This is a genomic window from Halomonas sp. E19 (genome assembly GCF_052439355.1).
GTDB lineage: Bacteria > Pseudomonadota > Gammaproteobacteria > Pseudomonadales > Halomonadaceae > Halomonas.
Genome location: NZ_JBNFWU010000001.1, coordinates 713,362 through 732,335, shown reverse-complemented (window position 1 = coordinate 732,335; position 18,974 = coordinate 713,362). Strand labels below are relative to the sequence as shown.

The 18,974-nt window shown below is 64.3% G+C and carries 18 protein-coding genes and 4 pseudogenes; 5 read left to right on the top strand and 17 right to left on the bottom strand.

Annotated elements, in window-relative coordinates; genetic code table 11:
* The 3 genes and pseudogenes from ACUDAL_RS03935 (at position 1) to ACUDAL_RS03925 (ending at position 1,928) form a co-directional block, all read left to right on the top strand.
* Positions 1-437 (top strand): annotated as a pseudogene (locus tag ACUDAL_RS03935) (ATP-dependent zinc protease family protein).
* A gap of 30 nt (positions 438-467) precedes the next feature.
* Positions 468-1,372 (top strand): annotated as a pseudogene (gene rimK, locus ACUDAL_RS03930) (30S ribosomal protein S6--L-glutamate ligase); the annotation flags it as partial.
* Positions 1,373-1,484: 112 nt separating this feature from the next.
* Positions 1,485-1,928, top strand: coding sequence for a hypothetical protein (locus ACUDAL_RS03925; RefSeq protein ID WP_444677217.1), 444 nt, complete (start codon positions 1,485-1,487; stop codon positions 1,926-1,928).
* A 9-nt stretch (positions 1,929-1,937) separates the two neighbouring features.
* On the opposite strand, the gene ACUDAL_RS03920 is transcribed toward ACUDAL_RS03925, so the two are convergent.
* The 9 genes and pseudogenes from ACUDAL_RS03920 to ACUDAL_RS03880 all read right to left on the bottom strand — a co-directional run bounded on the left by ACUDAL_RS03920 (position 1,938) and on the right by ACUDAL_RS03880 (position 10,905).
* A complete protein-coding gene (locus tag ACUDAL_RS03920; RefSeq protein WP_444677216.1) occupies positions 1,938-2,663 on the bottom strand; it encodes a SanA/YdcF family protein in 726 nt (241 codons plus the stop codon).
* A gap of 64 nt (positions 2,664-2,727) precedes the next feature.
* The gene (gene sufT / locus ACUDAL_RS03915) at positions 2,728-3,300 is read right to left on the bottom strand and encodes a putative Fe-S cluster assembly protein SufT (protein ID WP_444677215.1); all 573 of its coding nucleotides are present in this window, start codon (positions 3,298-3,300) and stop codon (positions 2,728-2,730) included.
* Between the two features lie 2 nt (positions 3,301-3,302).
* Positions 3,303-4,562: an aminotransferase class V-fold PLP-dependent enzyme gene (locus ACUDAL_RS03910; RefSeq protein WP_444677214.1), complete on the bottom strand. Its 1,260-nt coding sequence runs from the start codon at positions 4,560-4,562 to the stop codon at positions 3,303-3,305.
* Between the two features lie 15 nt (positions 4,563-4,577).
* A pseudogene (sufD, locus tag ACUDAL_RS03905) lies at positions 4,578-5,946 on the bottom strand (Fe-S cluster assembly protein SufD).
* Positions 5,943-6,695, bottom strand: a complete 753-nt coding sequence (gene sufC, locus ACUDAL_RS03900) for a Fe-S cluster assembly ATPase SufC (RefSeq protein ID WP_444677213.1) — start codon at positions 6,693-6,695, stop codon at positions 5,943-5,945. The pseudogene sufD and the gene sufC overlap by 4 nt, the downstream one beginning before the upstream one ends.
* Positions 6,696-6,893: 198 nt before the next feature.
* Positions 6,894-8,335 (bottom strand): annotated as a pseudogene (sufB, locus tag ACUDAL_RS03895) (Fe-S cluster assembly protein SufB).
* A 68-nt stretch (positions 8,336-8,403) separates the two neighbouring features.
* On the bottom strand, positions 8,404-8,868 hold the full coding sequence (locus ACUDAL_RS03890) for an SUF system Fe-S cluster assembly regulator (RefSeq protein WP_444677212.1): 465 nt from the start codon (positions 8,866-8,868) through the stop codon (positions 8,404-8,406).
* A gap of 304 nt (positions 8,869-9,172) precedes the next feature.
* Positions 9,173-10,141 (bottom strand): putative bifunctional diguanylate cyclase/phosphodiesterase, encoded by a 969-nt coding sequence (locus tag ACUDAL_RS03885; protein ID WP_444677211.1) that lies wholly within the window; start codon positions 10,139-10,141, stop codon positions 9,173-9,175.
* Complete coding sequence (locus tag ACUDAL_RS03880) at positions 10,081-10,905, bottom strand: hypothetical protein (RefSeq protein WP_444677210.1); 825 nt, start codon at positions 10,903-10,905, stop codon at positions 10,081-10,083. Before ACUDAL_RS03880 ends, ACUDAL_RS03885 begins: the two co-directional genes overlap by 61 nt.
* A 190-nt stretch (positions 10,906-11,095) precedes the next feature.
* Between ACUDAL_RS03880 and ACUDAL_RS03875 the strand changes: the two genes are divergently transcribed.
* On the top strand, positions 11,096-11,638 hold the full coding sequence (locus ACUDAL_RS03875; protein ID WP_444677209.1) for an Lrp/AsnC family transcriptional regulator: 543 nt from the start codon (positions 11,096-11,098) through the stop codon (positions 11,636-11,638).
* Positions 11,639-11,674: 36 nt separating this feature from the next.
* Complete coding sequence (locus ACUDAL_RS03870; protein WP_444677208.1) at positions 11,675-12,577, top strand: complex I NDUFA9 subunit family protein; 903 nt, start codon at positions 11,675-11,677, stop codon at positions 12,575-12,577.
* Between the two features lie 152 nt (positions 12,578-12,729).
* Here ACUDAL_RS03870 and ACUDAL_RS03865 read toward each other — a convergent pair whose 3' ends face one another.
* The 8 genes from ACUDAL_RS03865 to ACUDAL_RS03830 all read right to left on the bottom strand — a co-directional run bounded on the left by ACUDAL_RS03865 (position 12,730) and on the right by ACUDAL_RS03830 (position 18,813).
* Positions 12,730-13,407 (bottom strand): phosphate signaling complex PhoU family protein, encoded by a 678-nt coding sequence (locus ACUDAL_RS03865; RefSeq protein ID WP_444677207.1) that lies wholly within the window; start codon positions 13,405-13,407, stop codon positions 12,730-12,732.
* Positions 13,408-13,431: 24 nt separating this feature from the next.
* Positions 13,432-14,640 (bottom strand): Na/Pi symporter, encoded by a 1,209-nt coding sequence (locus ACUDAL_RS03860; RefSeq protein ID WP_444677206.1) that lies wholly within the window; start codon positions 14,638-14,640, stop codon positions 13,432-13,434.
* A gap of 180 nt (positions 14,641-14,820) precedes the next feature.
* On the bottom strand, positions 14,821-15,192 hold the full coding sequence (locus ACUDAL_RS03855) for a nucleoside deaminase (protein ID WP_444677205.1): 372 nt from the start codon (positions 15,190-15,192) through the stop codon (positions 14,821-14,823).
* 102 nt (positions 15,193-15,294) lie between these two features.
* Positions 15,295-15,831 carry a hypothetical protein gene (locus ACUDAL_RS03850; RefSeq protein WP_444677204.1) on the bottom strand — a complete coding sequence of 179 codons (537 nt, stop codon included), beginning with the start codon at positions 15,829-15,831 and terminating at the stop codon, positions 15,295-15,297.
* A 46-nt stretch (positions 15,832-15,877) separates the two neighbouring features.
* Positions 15,878-16,228, bottom strand: a complete 351-nt coding sequence (locus tag ACUDAL_RS03845) for a hypothetical protein (RefSeq protein WP_444677203.1) — start codon at positions 16,226-16,228, stop codon at positions 15,878-15,880.
* 154 nt (positions 16,229-16,382) lie between these two features.
* Positions 16,383-17,285 carry a ribose-phosphate diphosphokinase gene (locus ACUDAL_RS03840; protein WP_444677202.1) on the bottom strand — a complete coding sequence of 301 codons (903 nt, stop codon included), beginning with the start codon at positions 17,283-17,285 and terminating at the stop codon, positions 16,383-16,385.
* Complete coding sequence (locus ACUDAL_RS03835; RefSeq protein ID WP_444677201.1) at positions 17,285-17,812, bottom strand: hypothetical protein; 528 nt, start codon at positions 17,810-17,812, stop codon at positions 17,285-17,287. Before ACUDAL_RS03835 ends, ACUDAL_RS03840 begins: the two co-directional genes overlap by 1 nt.
* Positions 17,791-18,813: a thymidine phosphorylase gene (locus tag ACUDAL_RS03830; protein ID WP_444677200.1), complete on the bottom strand. Its 1,023-nt coding sequence runs from the start codon at positions 18,811-18,813 to the stop codon at positions 17,791-17,793. Before ACUDAL_RS03830 ends, ACUDAL_RS03835 begins: the two co-directional genes overlap by 22 nt.
* Positions 18,814-18,974 lie beyond the last annotated feature (161 nt).

Below are 18,974 nucleotides of genomic sequence, written 5' to 3'. Positions count from 1 at the left end.
ATGAAGGAACTTCCTTACACGCCCAAGGCCGTCATCGGTCGCCTGGAGATGGTCACGCTGCCGACCATCGGCATGTCCCTTTGCGCCAAGATCGATACCGGCGCTCGCACCTCGGCGCTGCATGCCGAGGATATCGAGGTGTACGAGGAAGAGGGCCACCTGTGGGTCAGCTTCACCACTCGCTGCGGGGGCCCGAAACTCCGCCGCATAGCTACCGGACCCACCTGCACGACCGGCGTCGCGTCACCAGCTCCAACGGTCAGCGCGAATGGCGCTACGTCATCCGCACCCCCATGCAGTTGGGCAGGCTGGAGATGATGGTAGAACTGACCCTGGCCGATCGCCGTGATCTGCGTCACCCCATGTTACTCGGCCGCCGTGCCCTGAGCCGCCTACTGGTAGCCCCAGGAGTGTCGTTTCTGCACGGTGAACCCTGAGCCGATCCGGCACCGACCTCGGAGTCCACGATGCATATCGCGTTGCTGTCCCGCAATCGTAATCTCTACTCCTCCCGGCGCCTGGTGGAGGCCGCCGAGCAGCGCGGCCATACCCTTCGCGTGATCGACACCCTGCGCTGCTACATGAGTATTGCGGCCCACCACCCCTCGATCCATCTCAAGGGGAAGAGCTCGAGCCCTTCGATGCGGTCATTCCCCGCATCGGCGCCTCGGTCACCTTCTACGGCTGCGCGGTGCTGCGCCAGTTCGAGATGATGGGTACCTACGTGCTCAACGACTCGGTCTCCATCACCCGCTCGCGCGACAAGCTGCGCTCACTGCAGCTGCTGTCGCGCAAGGGCCTGGGCTTGCCGATCACCGGTTTCGCCCACTCGCCGGACGACATTCCCGACCTGATCACCATGGTCAAGGGTGCCCCGCTGGTCATCAAGCTGCTAGAAGGCACCCAGGGCATCGGCGTGGTGCTGGCCGAGACCAATCAGGCCGCCGAGTCCGTCATCCAGGCCTTCATGGGCATGAAGGCCAACATCATGGTGCAGGAGTACATCAAGGAGGCCCGCGGCGCCGATATCCGCTGCTTCGTGATCGGTGACAAGGTGGTCGCCTCAATGAAGCGCCAGGCGGCCGAAGGCGAGTTTCGCTCCAACCTGCACCGCGGCGGCACCGCCAGCCTGATCCGCATCACCCCGGAAGAGCGCTCGACCGCCATTCGAGCCGCCAAGGCCATGGGCCTGCGCGTCGCCGGGGTCGACCTGTTGCGCGCCAATCATGGGCCGGTGATCATGGAGGTCAACTCCTCGCCGGGGCTGCGCGGCATCGAGACGGCCACCGGCAAGGACATCGCTGGAATGATCATCGAACACATCGAGAAGAACGCCAACCTGCCCCGCAAGACACCCCTAAACCCAAGGGGTAATTGCGAGAAAAGCGGGCAAACTTGTAGAAAGAAGGCATTCTTCTACTCAAGGGGTAGTAAAACAGTGTTTCCCCAGCCACAATCAGCGTCACCGGAGGAGGTGACCGCGCATGTTTCTCGACAATCGCCAAGTGGCGATGGACAGCGTATTGGAAGCGCTGGCCGACAGCATCGACTACTTTCAGGACAATCTGGAGCGCCTGCGCCCTTCGCTGCGTGAAGCGCTGAAGCCGCACTACGAGGCGCGGGTCAAGGCCATGCGCCAGTTGCGCGAGCTCGCTCGCCGCCACCTCAACCTGCTGCCTCGGGACGCGGATGTCGAGCGCGACGACTACATGTGGCTATGGAGCCGCCTGAAGAGCTTCGTGGGCAACGAAAGCCAGGTGGTGATCGGTGAGCTGCTGGAGCAGGAGCGCGTCCTGATGCAGGCGCTCTCGACGCTCTACACCCACCCGCTGCCCGATCCTCTCGAGCCTATTGTCGAGCAGTGCTGGAAAGGGTGCCGCGAGCTGATCCGCGAGCTCTATCGCCTGCAGAAGCAGCGCCAGCGCTGACGCTGGGCGTCAGTCGACGTCCCTGGCGGGCATCTCGAAAGGCAAATCGTACGGAAGCCGCCACGCCTGCGGGGCGATCTGCAGCGGCTCCAGAGGACCGAGGAAATAGGGCTCACGCCCCCACAGGTAGAGGTCGCCCACCGTGGCCGCCCGCGCCACCCATTCCCGTGCCTGCAAACGCCACAGCCCTGCCACCGGCCGTTCCGGCGCAGCACAGCCGGTAACCTCGAGCCCCAGCGCATCGGCAATGTAAATGGCCCTTGGCAGGTGCCAGGCCTGGGTGACCAGCAGCGCCCGCTCCACGCCGAAAACGTCCCGCGCCCTGATCAGGGTATCGAAGGTGCTGAAGCCGGCGTAGTCGAGGGTCATGTCCTCGTCGCGCACGTGCTGGCGCCGCAGGTCGCGCCACATGGTGATGGGTTCATTATACTGCCGAGTGCGGTTGTCACCGGACAGCAGCAGGTGCTCGACGCGCCCCAGCCGGATCAGCCGTGAGGCCGCATTGATGCGCGCATCGAAGTGGGGGTTGCGCACGCCGCTGCGCGTCCAGCGGGACGTGCCGAAGACGATGCCCACCTGCTCGGGGCCGCATAGCGGCAGCTCATAGCCGATGCGCCCTTGCGTCTTGCCGACGACCCAGAGGTTGGTGCCCACGAACAAGAGCGCCAGCAGCAGCAGCAGCGCTCCCAGCGTCATGAGCACACCTTTGAAGATCTTCCACAGCAGTGCCTGCATCACTTGACCCGGCCTAGCTCGCTTTCCCGCATTCACCACCGACAGACCGGCGTCCTTGAGCGGGCTAGAACATCCCCAACTCCAGCTTGGCCTCGTCACTCATCATCTCACGACTCCAGGGCGGATCGAAGACGATCTCGGTATGCACCCGGCTGATCTGGGGCGCGCCGAGGATCTTGTTGCGCGCGTCGGCGGCGATCACATCGCCCATGCCGCAGCCTGGCGCGGTCAGGGTCATGCGGATGGTGACGATGCGTTCGCCACTGATCAGCCGTTCGATGCGACAGCCATAGACCAGGCCCAGGTCGACGATATTGACCGGGATCTCCGGATCGAAGCAGGTGCGCAGCTGATCCCACACGAATTGTTCGATCTGCTCCTCGGTGGCGTCTTCGGGCAGGGTGGGGCGCGGCAGCGGCTCCAGCCCCAGGGCATCGAGGTTGCTGCCCTCGATCAGGTAGAGACGCCCTTCGTAGCCGACGCTCACCGAACTGCCCTTGGCCTGCATCACGCTGACCACACTGTCCTCGGGCAGCGTGATGGTCTTGCCAAAGGGAATGGAGATCACGTCCACGTCACGCTGCAGGGGCAGCGTCTGGCCCTTGTGCAGGGTTGCTATCTGTTCGATGGCCGCCATGGTCAGCGCACCATCCCGATCACGCGCTCAAGTGCATCGACAAAGGCGTCGACCTCTTCCAGCGTGTTGTAAGCGGCAAACGAGGCGCGACAGGTCGCCGTTACGCCGAAGTGCGCGAGCAGCGGCTGGGCGCAGTGGTTGCCGGTACGAACCGCCACGCCAAGCTGGTCGATCAGCAGCGCGATGTCCTGGGAGTGCGCCCCGTCGACGACGAAGGAGAGCACGCCGGCCTTGTCCGGTGCGGTGCCGAGAATGCGCAGCCCATCGATACGCGACACTGCGGCGGTGGCCCGCTCCAGCAGCCTGGCCTCCCAGGCACCGATGGCGTCCAGGCCCACGCCGCGCACCCAGTCGAGTGCCACGCCCAAGGCGATCACCTCGGCAATCGCCGGGGTGCCCGCCTCGAATTTGTGCGGGATGTCGGCGAAGGTGGTCGGCACGTCGAAGGAGACGCTTTTGATCATTTCGCCCCCGCCCTGCCACGGAGGCATGGCTTCAAGCAGCTCGGCCTTGCCGTAAAGCACGCCGGCGCCAGTGGGCCCATACACCTTGTGCCCCGAGAAGGCATAGAAATCGGCGTCGATTCCGCGCACGTCCACCGCCTGGTGCGGCGCGGCCTGGGCGCCGTCGACCAGAATCAATGCGCCCAGCCGGTGGGCGATCGAGGCCATCTCCTGCACCGGGTTGATGGTGCCGAAGGCGTTGGAGACATGATTGACCGCCACCAGTCGGGTGCGCTCCGTGAACAGTGCACGATAGGCGTCGAGATCGAGCACCCCGCGCTCATCCACCGGAATCACCTTGACCACAATGCCGAGCTGGCTGGACAGCAGCTGCCACGGCACGATGTTGGAGTGGTGCTCCAGCAGCGACACCAGCACTTCGTCGCCCGCCTTCAAGTTGGCCCGACCCCAACTGTTGGCCACCAGGTTGATCGCCTCGGTGGTGCCGCGGGTGAAGATGATCTCGCGCCGGTCGGCGGCATTCAGAAAGCCGCGCACCGTCTCGCGCGTGGCTTCGTAGGCCGCCGTGGCTTCGTCGGCCAGAGTGTGCAGGCCACGATGGATGTTGGCGTTGTAGCGGCTGTAATAGTCGCGGAAGCTGTCAATCACCGCCAGCGGGGTCTGGCTGGTGGCGGCATTGTCGAGGTAGATCAGCGGCCGGCCGTGGACCTGCCGCTCGAGAATCGGGAACTGAGCGCGAATCCCGGCCACGTCAAAGGCCGGCGCGCTGAGCGGTTGCTCGGAGGCCAGATGGTGCATTCGCGCTCTCCTCGCTTAGGCGTCGTGCAGGGCCAGGGCGGCTTCCACCAGCCCGGCCAGGTTGAAGCGTTCCGGCAGCTTACCCGCCACCGCCAGCTCCACGCGCTCGGCTACGGCATCCAGCGCCACGCGGTCGAGCACTTCGCCGGCGAAGGCCAGGGTCAGCAAGCCACGCGCAGTCTGCTCGTCGATGCCGCGGGTGCGCAGGGCGTAGACCGCCTCCTCGTCGAGCTGCCCGGTGGTGGTGCCGTGGGAGCACTTGACGTCGTCGGCGTAGATCTCGAGCTCCGGCTTGGCGTCAATCTCGGCGCGGTCGGAAAGCAGCAGGTTGGCGTTGCTCTGGAAGCCCTCGATTTTCTGACTGTCGCGCTTGACCACCACCTTGCCGTTGAACACGCCGCGGGCGCGGTCGTCGAGAATACCCTTGTAGTTCTCGTTGGAATAGGTACGCGGGGCGTTGTGGTTGGCAACCGTATGGTTGTCGATGTGCTGGCGACCCTGGCCGTAGAACAGTCCGTAAAAGTTGGCCTCGGCCCCTCACCGTTGAGCTCGCTGATCAGGTCGTTGCGCACCAGCCCGCCGCCCAGGTTCAGGTTGAACGAGGTGTAGCGGCTGTCGCGCCCCTGCTCCACATGGATGCTGGCCACGTGCAGGTCGCTCAGCGGCGCCTCCTGCAGCTTGTAGTGGGTCAGCATCGCCCCACGGTCGAGCATCAGCTCGGCCACCAGATTGGTGAAGTTGGCCGCTTCGCTCTCGCCGACATGATGCTCGATCAGCGTGGCTTGGCTGCGCGCACCGGCTTCGACCAGGATGCGCGGATGACTCATCACCGGTGCGGCGTTGGCCCGGGACAGGAACTGCAGCAGGATCGGTTTCTCCACTACGCTGCCCGGCGCCAAGCGCACCACGGCGCCCTCCTCCATGAAGGCGGTATTGAGCGCCGAAAATGGCGAGAAGTCGACGCCGGTGAGCCGACCCAGAGGGCCGCCCACGGCTTCATGGTTTTCGGCCAGCGCCTGCGACAGCGGCAGCACTGCCACCCCGCCGGGCAGCTCGCCCAGGTCGGAGAGCGCGGCCGAGAACACGCCGTCGATAAAGGTCAGCCGGTGCGCCTCGATGGGCAGCGTCAGCGCCGCCGCCGAGGCCTGCGAGAACTCGGCGCTGTCGCTCAGCGCGAAATCGCCCCGGGCGATAGCGCGCACATCGGTGTACTTCCACGCCTCGTCGCGGCGGGTGGGAAAACCGAGCGCCTCGAAGCGGGCCGCGCCGGCCTGGCGCCGCGCGGCGATCCAGGTTGGCTCAGCCCCTGGGTTTCGCGGCGCTGGGCGCTGCGCGCCTCGAGGCACGCCAGGAAGGAGGTCACTTCACTCTGGACATCGCTCATGCAGCAGACTCCTCCACGACCCAGTCATAGCCGCGGGACTCCAGCTCCTTGGCCAGCTCGGCATCACCGCTCTTGGCAATGCGGCCATCGACCAGCACATGCACGTAGTCGGGCACGATGTAGTCGAGCAGGCGCTGGTAGTGGGTCACCAACAGGATGGCGCGGCTGGTATCACGCAGGCTGTTGACCCCGTCGGCCACCACCTTGAGGGCGTCGATGTCGAGTCCGGAGTCGATCTCGTCGAGCATGGCCAGCCGGGGCTGCAGCACCAGCATCTGCAGGATCTCGTTGCGCTTCTTCTCGCCGCCGGAGAAGCCCTCGTTGACGGCGCGCTGCAGAAAGCTGGCATCCATCTTCATCTGCGCCAGCTTCTCCTTGACCAGCTTGAGGAACTCCGGCGCGGGAATTTCGCCTTCCCCGCGAGCTTCACGCTGGGCGTTGAGCGCCGCCTTGAGCAGGTAGATGTTCTTTACGCCGGGGATCTCCACCGGGTACTGGAAGCCCAGCAGCAGACCCGCCTGGGCGCGCTCCTCGATCTCCATCTCCAGCACATCGCGCCCCTCGAAGGTGACCGAGCCAGAGGTGACCTCATAGCCCTCCTTGCCTGCGATCACCGCCGACAGAGTCGACTTGCCGGCCCCATTGGGGCCCATGATGGCGTGCACTTCCCCGGCGTTGATGGTCAGGCTGAGACCCTTGAGGATTTCCTTGCCTTCCACCTTGACGTGCAGATCCTTGACTTCGAGCATCGTTGAGTACCTTTTCGATTCTGGCGAGCCGCCGCGGCGACTTGCACAAATGGATTCGTTATTAAGCCGCATGGACATGCCACGCGCTTAATCTGGATGAGCGACTCCGGCGCCAAGGCTCGCAAGGGCGCGGTGGCCAAAAGCCCCTCGCTTCGCCTTGTCCCCGGCGCTCATCTCACCGGCCACTTGAAAACAGCGTTAACCGACGGCGCCTTCCAGGGTCACGTTGAGGAGCGCCTCGGCTTCGACGGCAAACTCCATCGGCAGCTCCTGGAACACGTCCTTGCAGAAGCCGTTGACGATCATGCTCACCGCGTCTTCCTCGGAAATGCCGCGGCTCTGGCAGTAGAACAGCTGATCCTCGCCGATCTTCGAGGTGGTCGCCTCGTGCTCGATGGTGGCGGTGCTGTTGCCGATCTCCTGGTAAGGGAAGGTATGCGCGCCGCACTGGTCACCGATCAGCAGCGAGTCGCACTGGGTGAAGTTGCGCGCCCCTTGGCTCGCGGGCCGATCTTGACCAGCCCACGGTAGGACTGGTTGCTGCGCCCGGCGGAGATGCCCTTGGAGACGATGTAGGAGCGCGACCCCTCGCCAATGTGAATCATCTTGGTGCCGGTATCGGCCTGCTGGCGGCCATTGGTCACCGCTACGGAGTAGAACTCGCCGATGCTATCGCGGCCGCGCAGCACGCAAGAGGGATATTTCCAGGTGATGGCGGAGCCGGTCTCGACCTGGGTCCAGCTGATGCGCGAACGGTCGCCGCGGCAGTCGCCGCGCTTGGTGACGAAGTTGTAGATGCCGCCCTTGCCGTCCTCGTCACCGGGGTACCAGTTCTGCACCGTGGAGTACTTGATGTAGGCGTCATCCAGCGCCACCAGCTCGACCACTGCAGCGTGAAGCTGGTTCTCGTCGCGCATTGGCGCGGTGCAGCCTTCCAGGTACGAGACCTGGGCGCCCTCCTCGCAGATGATCAGGGTGCGCTCGAACTGGCCGGTGTTGGCGGCGTTGATACGGAAATAGGTGGAGAGCTCCATCGGGCAGGTCACGCCCTTGGGCACGAAAACGAAGGAGCCGTCGGTGAACACCGCAGAGTTGAGCGCAGCAAAGTAGTTGTCGGCCACCGGCACCACGGTACCCAGGTACTGCTTGATCAGCTCCGGGTAGTCGCGGATCGCCTCGGAGATCGAGCAGAAGATCACCCCCGCCTCGTAGAGCTTTTCCTTGAAGGTGGTGGTCACCGACACGGAGTCGAACACCGCATCCACCGCCACCCCGGCCAGGGCCGCCCGCTCGTGCAGCGGAATACCCAGCTTTTCATAGGTTTCCAGCAGCTTGGGGTCGACCTCGTCGAGGCTCTGCGGGCGGTCTTCCGGGCGCTTCGGCGCGCTGAAATAGGAGATCGCCTGGTAGTCGATGGGCGGATAGTCCAGATGCGCCCAGGAGGGCGGCGTCATCTTCAGCCACTGATGGTAGGCCTTGAGGCGCCACTCGAGCATCCACTCAGGCTCGCCCTTCTTCTTCGAGATGAAGGCGATAGTGTCCTCGTCGAGGCCGGGCGGCAGCGTGTCGCTCTCGATATCCGTCACGAATCCTTCTTTGTATTCGCGGCGAACCAGCTGTTCCATTTCCTCACTTGCCATGGTCTCTCCCTCCCGGGCGGTTGGGTCGGCGAGCGCACTCGCCTCGGGTAATAAATGCGGTGTTATGGCTAGGCCGTATCGGCGGCCAGGCTCACGCTCTGTATGGGCAGCTGCACCGGCAGCTTGATCGGCGTGGCATCGGCCAGGTGGGCCAGGGTCACGCTGTCGAGCAGGGTGCGTACGGCTAGCGACACACGCTGCCAGTTGTCGGAGACGCCGCAGGTGGCGAGCAGGTCGCAGTCACCTTCGGCATGGCTGCATTCGGTCATCGCTACCGGCCCCTCAATGGCGGTGATAATGTCGATAGCTGTGATCCTCGACGCGGGGCGCGCCAGGGAGTAGCCACCCTGGGCGCCTCGTCGTGATTCCAGCAGCCCGGCCTTGACCAACATCTTGAGCGTCTTGCTGACCGTAGGGTGCGGTAGCTGTACGGTCTCGGCCAGCTCCGCCGCCGCATGGGGCTGGTCGGGATGCCGGGCGATCTGCGCCAGAATCACGGCGGCATAGTCGGTCAGCCTGGAAAGCTTGAGCATGCCTGACTCCTGATGGTCACGGTGCAAGGGCAAACGCCCGCGCTCCATTTGGGACCATTTTAGTCCTGTATGGTTTCGATGTGAAGCCCACCGTAGGAGTCGACAAGAGAAGGACCCAGATGGCGACACGTTCGCTGCCGTTATCATCAATAAAAGCAATCATTCTCATTTTTATCAGTTACCATTCCCCCGTTGTTGACAGGCCACGGTTGCAGGCCAGCGGCCCACGCATCATGCGCAAGTACGCAAGGGAGAAAGCGCAAGAGACGAAGCGCACGATAGAAGGAGTGTGTTTCAAGAGAGGTCAGCGAGGCGGCAGCAGGCTGTCGATACAGGGATCTGCCCACCAGGCGTCACGGCTTGCCTCAAGCTGGGCATGGTGGCGATGCCAGGCGAGCAGCTCCACCGCCGGCAGCGCCCGAGTATAAAGGTAGCCCTGCGCCTGGTCGCATTGCAGCCCGCGCAGGATGCCATGCTGGCGGTCGGTCTCGACCCCTTCTGCCGTCACTTCCAGGCCCAGGGCATGCCCTACGTCGATCAGGCAGGCAACGAGTTTCTGCGCTCTGGGATCTTGCTCCATGCCGCGAATGAAGGCGCGATCCACCTTGAGCCCGGTAATGGGCAGGTGGCGTAGGTATTCGAAGGAGGCGAAGCCAGTGCCAAAATCATCGATGCTAACCTGCACACCCAACCCGCGCAGCCGCTCAAGCGCCTTGCTGGCGGAGACAAGATCATGCATGAAGGCACTCTCGGTGATCTCGATTTCCAGCAGCGAGGGCGCAATACCGGCTTGTTCGATCAAACGCCCCACCTCGACTAGGAGCCGCTCGTCCATCAGGTTGCGTACGGAAAAGTTCACGCTGACACGCTTTTCGAAACGCGTGATGAACCGGCAGGCTTCGCTCACCACGAAGCGTGTTACCGGGGCAATCAGGGTTGTGGTCTCGACCTTGGGCATGAACATGCCCGGGGCAAGCAGCGAACCATGCCGGTCACGCCAGCGAATGAGCCCCTCACAACCGCATACCGAGCCGTCGCTGAGGCGCAGCTTGGGCTGGTAGTGCAGTTCGAATTCCCCATGCTGCAGGCCCTCGCGCACCCTTGCGATCAGCTTGATGTTCTGCACGTTACGTCTGGCCAAGGCCGGCTGGTAGTGGCAATAAGGGCGATGCTTTTCCGACGCAGCCAGCAGCGCGGTGCGCGCCTCGCGGATCAGGCTTTCGGGTGTGTCGCCATCGCCCTGCTGCAGGCTGCTGCCGGCGATGAGCTGCACGCGCAGGGCACGCCCAGCACTTCCAGGTTCTCTTCGCCAAGCTCGATCACCTGGCTTGCCCGCCGCTCGAGGTCGGCGACATCCTCGCACCGAAAGAGCAGCATCAGCTCTGCCCTGCTCACCCGATAGCAGCCGACTAGCGCCGGCGCCAGGCCGGCGAAGCGCGCATGCAGGGCCAAGATGAGCGCCCTCGAGGCATCGGCGCCCAGGGCCTCGAGGATGTCGTTCATGTCATCCACTCGCACCAGAATCAGGCCGATGTCACCCGACGACGGGATGGGGGGTTCGTTCAGGTGGCGGCTCAGGTCGTCTTCCAGCGCCACTTCGTTGGGAAGGCGGGTACTGAGGTCGGTGCGTGCGGCATGCTCACTGGCGAGGTGAATCTTGCGCAGCTGGGAGAAGAGCGCTCCGGCAAAACCGCCGATAAGCAGATACAGCCCCAGGCGTACCAGCCAGTTGAGAGTAGTTTGTGCCTCGCCGGTTGCCACCGTGAGGGGCATGGCGGCCATTAGCAGACCGGCGACCAGGGCCGTCGCCAAGGCACCAAAGAGAAGATACCAGACCCCGGCCAGCAGCACGGGAATCAGCATCAGGTAGGGATAGGCGAAACGCGTGCCGCCCGTGGCATACACGATCAGCATGCCAAGGCCCAGCAACAGCGCCAGCACCAGCACACGACCGCCATGCCGCACAATGCCAGGAAAGGCCTGCCACTGCGACCGCAGCTCCTGCCAGGAAAGAATATCCTTCGCGACGCCTCCCATGAAGCGCTCCGATGTCAAGTGCTCGGGGTATCTCTTAGGTTAAAAGTGTATGCAGCATTGCAATCTTTTGCGCACTCCCGTTTCAACGCAGCCTGCCAACCTCGGTGTTCCATGGCTGCCAGCTGGCATGGATGCATCGAGGCGTGGCAGCCACTGGCAGGTACGGCAGGGATTCGCCAAACTTGGCTTGATGGTTAGCGTCATCCGTCAGGAAGTCACCGATTGCCACATTGACGAGGCACCCATGCGCAACCTCAAGCTCGATCGTATCGATCACCTGCTGCTGGAAGCCCTGCAACAGGATGCCCGCCTTACCACGGCAGAACTGGCCGAGCGGGTGAATCTCTCCCCGTCCCCCTGCGCCCGCCGCATACGCCGGCTTGAGCAGGCGAGCCTGATCACCCGCTATCGCGCCGAGCTGGACCGGGAACGACTGGGGCTTGCGATCACTGCCTACGTGCGGGTTCGGCTCGACCATTGCCAGCATGACGGAACGGAAGCCTTTGAAGCGGCCATGCAGGCCATGGCAGAAGTGATCGACTGCCATGCCATGTCAGGGGAGTGCGATTATCAGTTGCATGTCCTGGCCACCGACCTGCACGGCTACGAGCACTGGCTGCGCCAGCTCAAGAAGCTGGGCATGGTGAGCAGTGTGGAAAGCAGCTTCGCGATTCGCGCAGTGAAAGAGAACGGCACCCTGCCACTGCCTCATGACACCTCCACCCGACCCTGATACCGTGCTTATCGAACAGCGGAGGGAAAGGGAACCATGGCCTCTGGCCCTGTCACAGTTTTTGGCGGCACCGGGTTTCTCGGGAGCCAGATCGTGCTCGAGCTCGTGGAGGCTGGCTGTGCGGTGCGCATTGTGGCACGCCGCCCCACCTGGCCGAACTGGGCCGAGCCAGACGATCCGCTGAGCCTGGTCGAAGCCGACATTTGCAGTGAATCGGACACCCGCCAGGCCCTGCATGGGGCAGCGGGAGTAGTTAACGCGGTGAGCCTCTATACCGAGAGCCGCCAACTGCGCTTCGAGCACCTGCACGTGGAAGCGGCAGCCCAGCTGGCACGCCTGGCGCATCGCCAAGGTATCACCACCCTGATCCAGCTCTCGGGCATCGGCGCCGACCCGGCCTCCCGCTCGCCCTATATTCGTGCGCGCGGGCGCGGCGAAGTCGCCGTCATCGAGGCCTTCCCCAAAGCCGTGATCCTGCGGCCGAGCGTGATGTTCGGCCCTCACGACCGCTTTCTCTTCACCCTGGAAAGACTGACCCGGCACCGGGTGCTGCCGTTGTTTGGCAAGGGGGAAACGCTGCTGCAGCCGGTACATGTGCGGGACGTGGCACGCGCCTGCCATCGGCTGCTCAACGCCACCACGACCCAGCGTCGCCTGTTCGAACTCGGCGGCGCCGACGTGCTGCGCTACCGCGACATTCTCGGTCTGATCGCCGCCCACCTGGAGCGTGACCCGCGCATGGTGCCGATCCCGTTTCACTTGTGGCAGCTGGCCGCCTTGCTCGGCAGCTGGTTGCCCAGCCCGCCCCTGACCCGCGACCAGCTGGCGCTGATGCGCCAGCACAATGTCGTCGACCCAAGCCTGGGCACCCTGGCTGATCTCGGCATCACTCCCCGCTCGCTGCGCGAGAGCCTGCCCGACTGCCTGCCTTGCCGCTGAACGCGCCTGCCAACGACCTGGCGCAGCTGCGCCGAGCTTTGCCGGGTGTAAATAGTAAGGATTTGCTGGAAGCTGCTGCTACCTGGGAGAGCTCTGGCTTCGCTTCCCGCAGCGCAAGGAGCCGCTCGCCAGAGCGGCGAGCGGCAGGAGGGTCAGAGTTCTTCGTCGTCGGAATAGAAGTCGAGGTCTTCCAACTTGCCCAGCACCGCGGTAGCGATGTTGGCCAGGTGGGCGGCCACACGCTTGTAGTGGCGTGCCAGCAACGAGTAAGCCACGGCCTCGTGAAACTCGATCTTGGCCTCGTCACGGAAGAGCTCCTGGATGAGCCTGTCGCAGTGGGCACGGATCTCTACCGCCTTGGTCAACGCCTGGCGCGCCTGGCGCTCGTCAGAGTCGCTCGTGGCCTTGATCACCATGCCGAACATGCCGGTCATCTGCGCCGCCATGGCGTTCAGCGGATCCTGGTACTTGGGCACATGGAAGCCTTCGCTGTAGAAGTGCCCGACCTCGAACACGTTCTTGCAGTAATCACCGATGCGCTCGGCGTCTTTAGCCACGCTCATGAGAGCCAGGCAAATGGCCACGTCGTGCCCCGGATTCACCGTCAGGTGGCGCAGCACCTTGCGTCGTATGGAGCGTTCCAGTTCGTTGATCGCCCGGTCCCGCTCATAGAGCGGCTGGCGCACCTCGTCGGCTGCCACCGTGCTGTGCAGCACTTCGTTGGCGCGGTCGAACATCCAGGCGCCGTGCCCGAGCATCTGGGTCAGATCCTCGAAAGCCATGTTGATGGTATTTTCCGAAGTCAGGGCGCTGTAAAGCTGACGAAACATGGAGAAAGCTCCTGAAAGCCGCGCTCAGCGCAGGCTGGTAAACAGTTCGACGGTACCGATCCCGAGCAGCGGTATCACCAGGAACACGCCGATCAGGAAGATGAAGGCATAGCGCGTCTGGCGGGCGGCGAGCTTGCCGTACCAGGTTGCCACCTTGAGCGGCACATAGCGCAGCGGATACCAGACCAGCGTGCCGGTCACGTTGAAGATGACATGAAACAGCGCCACCGTCATCGCCGCTGCCACCGGGTTGGCGGTAGCCGCCAGCACGCTGGTCACGGTGGTGCCCAAGTTGGCCCCCATCATGAACGGCAGCACCCGCCGCAGACGCACCACGCCGGCCCCGGCCAGCGGCACCATCAGGCTGCTGGTGATGGTGCTGGACTGCACCAGCACGGTGGAAACCAACCCCACCCCGTAGGCGCGCAGGTCGCTGCGGAAGAAATAGGTGCGGAACAGGCCATCCATGTGGCGCAGCAGGGCACCCCGCAGGTTCTGCACCATGAAGCCCAGGGCAATGAACATCAGCAGCAGTCCCAGGGCGGCCACCAGCAGCCCCTGGGAGGCCGCCGTGGGTGTCAGGGCGCTGCCGATCGCATTGGCCGCGTCCACCACCGGCGCCGTGATCACCTTGACGGGGCTATTCGGACGCGCCACCTCCTCCAGGCCGATCAGCTCGGCCAGCCAGCCCGCCAGGCGGGTGAACATGCCCCGCCCGGCCTCGTGAAACAGGCCGCTGATGAATTCCAGCGGGAACACGATCAGTACGGTGAGGATATTGAAGAAGTCGTGCATCAGCGCCGCGGTAAACGAGCGCCGGAAGTTGCGCCGGATCCGCATGTTCGCCAATGCCACGATCACTCCCGTGACCGCGGTGCCGATGTTGGCTCCCATGATGGCGAACACGGCGGTGCCCAGGGTCATCTCGCCGCTGGCGACCAATGTCACGATCAGCGCCGAGGTGAAGGACGAGCTCTGCACGATCATGGTGACCAGCACGCCGGCCAGCAGGGCGATGAAGGGGTTCTCGCCATAGGCGAAGAGCTGGGCCAAAAAATCGCTGGCACGGCCAAATGTGCCAAGGCCGGCACCCAGCACGTTCAGGGCCGCCAGGAACAGGTAGAGGCAGAGCCCGGCATAGATGCTACGTAGCCAGGCAGGCACCTCGCGTACCGGTTCTCGGGATAAGGCGGCACGGCTCGATTGGCCGTCGGATCTCTCGGTCTTGGACATGGGCGGCCCGTTTTCAGGTTACACGTACTGGATGACGGAAGCGTGACGTTCTGGTGGCACTGCGCGCACGGTAACGGGCCAAGATGACAGTTTCATGACAACCGCTGCCGACACGCGTACGCCCAGGCTAGTGGCCGATATCTTCGTTCCACAGCTCTGGCGAGGCCTCGATGAAGCGTGTCATAAGTTCGACACAGTCAGGCAGCTGTAGCACCTCCACGGCCACGCCCCGCGAGGCGAGCAGCGCTTCTTCTCCGAGGAAGGTCTGGTTTTCCCCACCACCACGCGCGGTATGCCGTAGAGCAGGATGGCGCCGCTGCACATGGCGCAGGGCGAAAGGGTGGTGTAGAGCGTGCATTCACGGTAGATCGCCGCCGGCAGGCGCCCTGCATTTTCCAGGGCGTCCATCTCGCCATGCAGGACGGTGCTGCCCGCCTGGACCCGACGGTTGTGTCCACGCCCCAGGATGCGGCCCTGGTGTACCAGCACCGAGCCGATGGGCACGCCGCCTTCCGCGAGGCCCTGGCGTGCTTCGTCCAGGGCTGCTTGCATGAATGAGTCCATCTTTGCGCTCCGCTTCCTTTCGACTGTCGAATCCTGCAGAGACCTTAGCAAAAGTGCCCGCTTCTGCGCAGCCAGGCCAGGACCGGCTCCTCACTGCCAGCGCCAGCCGTGACGCTCCCACCAGGCCAGCGCAATCTGGCGATTCTGCGCATTGGCCTGGGGGTCAAGCACGCTTGCCAGGCGCACGTAGTCGCCCGCCGTCTGGGCCATCAACGCAGGATCCTGGGTGGCGAGCTGCAGCGCGTAGAGCACCAGCATCAGCTCGTAGTCATCGCGGCTGTCGATCAATCCATACAGCAAGGGTACGGCAGGCTCACCGATCTGTCCGAGGCGCTCGGCGGCGATGTACCAGACCCGCGGGTGCTCGTCGCCCCCATAGACGTCGACGAAATCTCGGTCGGCCAGGCGGCTAACGTGGTAATGAGCTTCATCCTGCACGGAATGGAAGTGACGGGGGACCCAGAAGCGGTCTTCGGCGCGGCTCTCGCCCTGACGGGGCGCAAGGGCCGGCTCACCGGCTTGAGCCACGGGCTGTTGCGCTGGGGACGAAGGTTCGGGCGTGCGGCCACCGCAGCCCACCAGCAGCCCCATGGTCAGCCCGAAGATAGCGATAGTACGTCGCGTCATGGCGGTACGGTTCCTGTATCGACCGAAGGGGTATCTCGCTGGCTTTTTACGCTTTTGCGTGGCCGCTGGCTAGCCCGACCGCTTCGATGCCTTGTCGACCGGCTGCCAAGCACTTTCGCGAGCCCATGCCGTAGCCACATACCCATTGATGAATGGGAATCGACAAAGGCTCATCGACGCAGCACACCCACAGTATGATGAGCCTGTCCCAATAGCCAAAGTGAGCGCCATGGAACCCTTTCTCGTCGATGTGTACGCCATTCATCCCCGTGGACATGACATTCATCTCGGCGGAGGCCTGTTCCTCGCCCCCAGCGCCGAGGCAGCCGAAACCATGGCCACGGAAGAGTACTGGAAGCCACAGCTTGCCAAGCAAGGCTTCGATATCGGCTTCCACACCGACCTGCCCGGCACGGCCCTCGCTGAGATCGCTGGCAGCGCTAAACCAACCATGGAACCACCTGCCTGTCGCAGGCTGGCAACGCCGCGGCCAGCCTAGAGGCGGCGTGCCATGACAGCACCCTGGGCTCGAGTAGCTACCCTGGGCTCGGTCAGCCCGCCGCCAGCACTTGATCCAGCGCCCCGGCCAGCAGCGGCGCCAGGAAGACGACATTGCTCTGGTGAGCGATGGCGTCCGTGCTCCAGACCTCCTTGATGCCAGCCCGGCGAAGCGCGTCGAAGGCATCGCCGGCAAAGAGCGCATGCGTCACGGCAACATCCACGCGCTCCACCCCGGCGGCCAGCAGCGCTTTTGCCGCCTGGATCAGGGTGTGGCCGGTGCTGGCGACATCGTCCAGCAGCACGACACGACGCCCAGCAAAGGGCAGTGCCGGCAGGCGGATCTCGACCTCATGATCACCATGACGCTGCTTGCTGCACACGCCATATTCCAGCCCCGCCACGCGCGCGGCACTCTTCACCCACTGCGCCGATTCTGCATCAGGCCCCAGCAGCAGCGTCTTGCCACCGCGGCGCGCCACCATCTCGCCCAGTTGCGGAGCGCCGGAGAGCGCTACGGCCTGGCGCAGCGGCACCGCCTGATCCAGCCGTTCGACGCGATGCAGGTGAGGGTCGACGGTGATCAGCGCTTCGAACAGCTCGGCCAGGAAGCCGCCGACCAGACGCTGACTCACCAGCTCGCCGGGGTGAAACGCCTTGTCCTGACGCATGTAGGCAAGATAGGGCGCCACCAGCACCAGCCGTTCGACGCCCTGCTCGCGCGCATGGCGTGCCAGCAGCATCAGCTCGACCAACTTGTCGTTGGGGCGGTCCAGACTTCGATAGATCACCACAGTCCGAGGCCAGTCCCCCGCCTTGGCAAACGGCAAAGTCAGGCACAGCTCCTCGTCGGGAAAGCGATGGCGAACGACACCATGCGCGGCAAGGCCCGCCGCCTCAGCCAATCGGCAGGCCGGTGCGGCCTCCTCGGGAAAATAGAGCAGTCCGGCTGTCATCAAAACTCCAGGTTCATTCGCGTAAGCTGGTGTTGCGATCCGATGCGGTAACCGCTGTCGCGCTCGCTGCTTTGCAGCGCAAAACCGCACTCACTGCGGAAGGCGGCATAAACGCGATACAACGGCTGTCCCTTCACTACCGTGTCGCCGAGCTGGGCAAACAGCTCCACCCCGGCATTTCTGGCTTTGGGGGCTCCTGCCAGCCGTGCGATACGCGCCATGCGCAGGTTGTCGATGGCAGTCACCACGCCATCCTCAGGGGCCAGCACATCGAAACGATGGGGGGCCAGGTCGAGGTTATCGAGGTCGAAGGGTTTTTCACCCTGGGCACGGATGATGGCCTGCATCTTCTCCAGCGCACGCCCCGAGTCGAGAATCTCGCGGGCGATGCCGAAACCATCGCCGCCGCGAATGTCGGGGTCGAACTCCAGCATGCGCCCCGCCAGGCGCAGCGACTTCTGGCGCAGGTCCATCGGTGCCTCGGGATGCAGGCTCAGTACGCGCATCACGTCGCGGGCCTCGAGCATCGGGCCGATCCCCGCCCGACCGGCTGGCTGCCGTCGGTGATCACCACGTCGAGGGTCAGGCCCAGGCGCCCTGCCACAAACTCGAACAGCTTGCGCAAGCGCCGGGCCTCGGGCATCGAGCGCACCTTGGCATGCGGCCCCACGGGTATATCGAGCAGCAGGTGCGTGGAGCCTGCCGCCAGCTTCTTGGAAAGGATCGAGGCTACCATCTGGCCGGGCGAATCGATGGAGAGCGGCCGCTCCACCGCGATCAGCACATCGTCGGCCGGCGAGAGTTCGCTGGTGCCGCCCCAGGCGAGGCAGCCGCGATGCCGCCGCACCAGCTCCTCGAGATCGTCGAAAGGGATCTCCACCTTGGCCAGCACCTCCATGGTGTCGGCCGTACCCGAAGGCGAGGTGATCGCCCGCGATGAGGTCTTGGGGCACAGCAGGCCGTGCGCCGCAACGATAGGCACCACCAGCATGGAGGTTCGATTTCCGGGGATGCCGCCGATGCAGTGCTTATCCACCACCGGATGCTCGCGCCAGTCGAGCCGTCGCCCGACACGACACATGGCATCGCTGAGATAGAAGATCTCCTCGCGGTCGAGCTCGCCGAGCTCGCAGGTTACCACGAAGGCAGTCAGCTCGATCTTCGAGTAGCGCAGCTCGGCGATGTCCTGCACGATGGCGCGATAGTCCTCACGACTTAGCCGCTCGCCGGCGATCTTGCGATGCAACGCGGGAATGGAGGGCGGCGGCTCCGCCTGCGAGACGCTGACCGGCGTGCCCTCCTCGACCCCCAGCGAGGCGAACGCATCCTCAGAGAGACCCAGTTGGGCATGACCGACAATGGCGGCATCGTCCACCACGTTGAGGCTGGCAAGAATGCGCTTGCCGTTGGCGCGCACCTCGACCTTGGAGAGCGCCTGGAAGCCCTCGGCGCGGTAGAGGTCGCACTCGCGGTGCAGGTAGGCCACGTTCTCGCGGTAGGTATCAATGGCTACGCGGCGCAGGGCCAAGGGCAGCGCCCTTCCTGAACCGGCTCGGCGCCGGAAGTGTGACGAGGGAGGAAGCGGTCATGGGTCAGGTCGCATCGGCAAGGGTCATCGACAGTCTGCCTCACTTTTCTCAGGTGTGGCAGTTGCAGGAAACCCCTTCATGACCTGGCTCAAGTCAGACA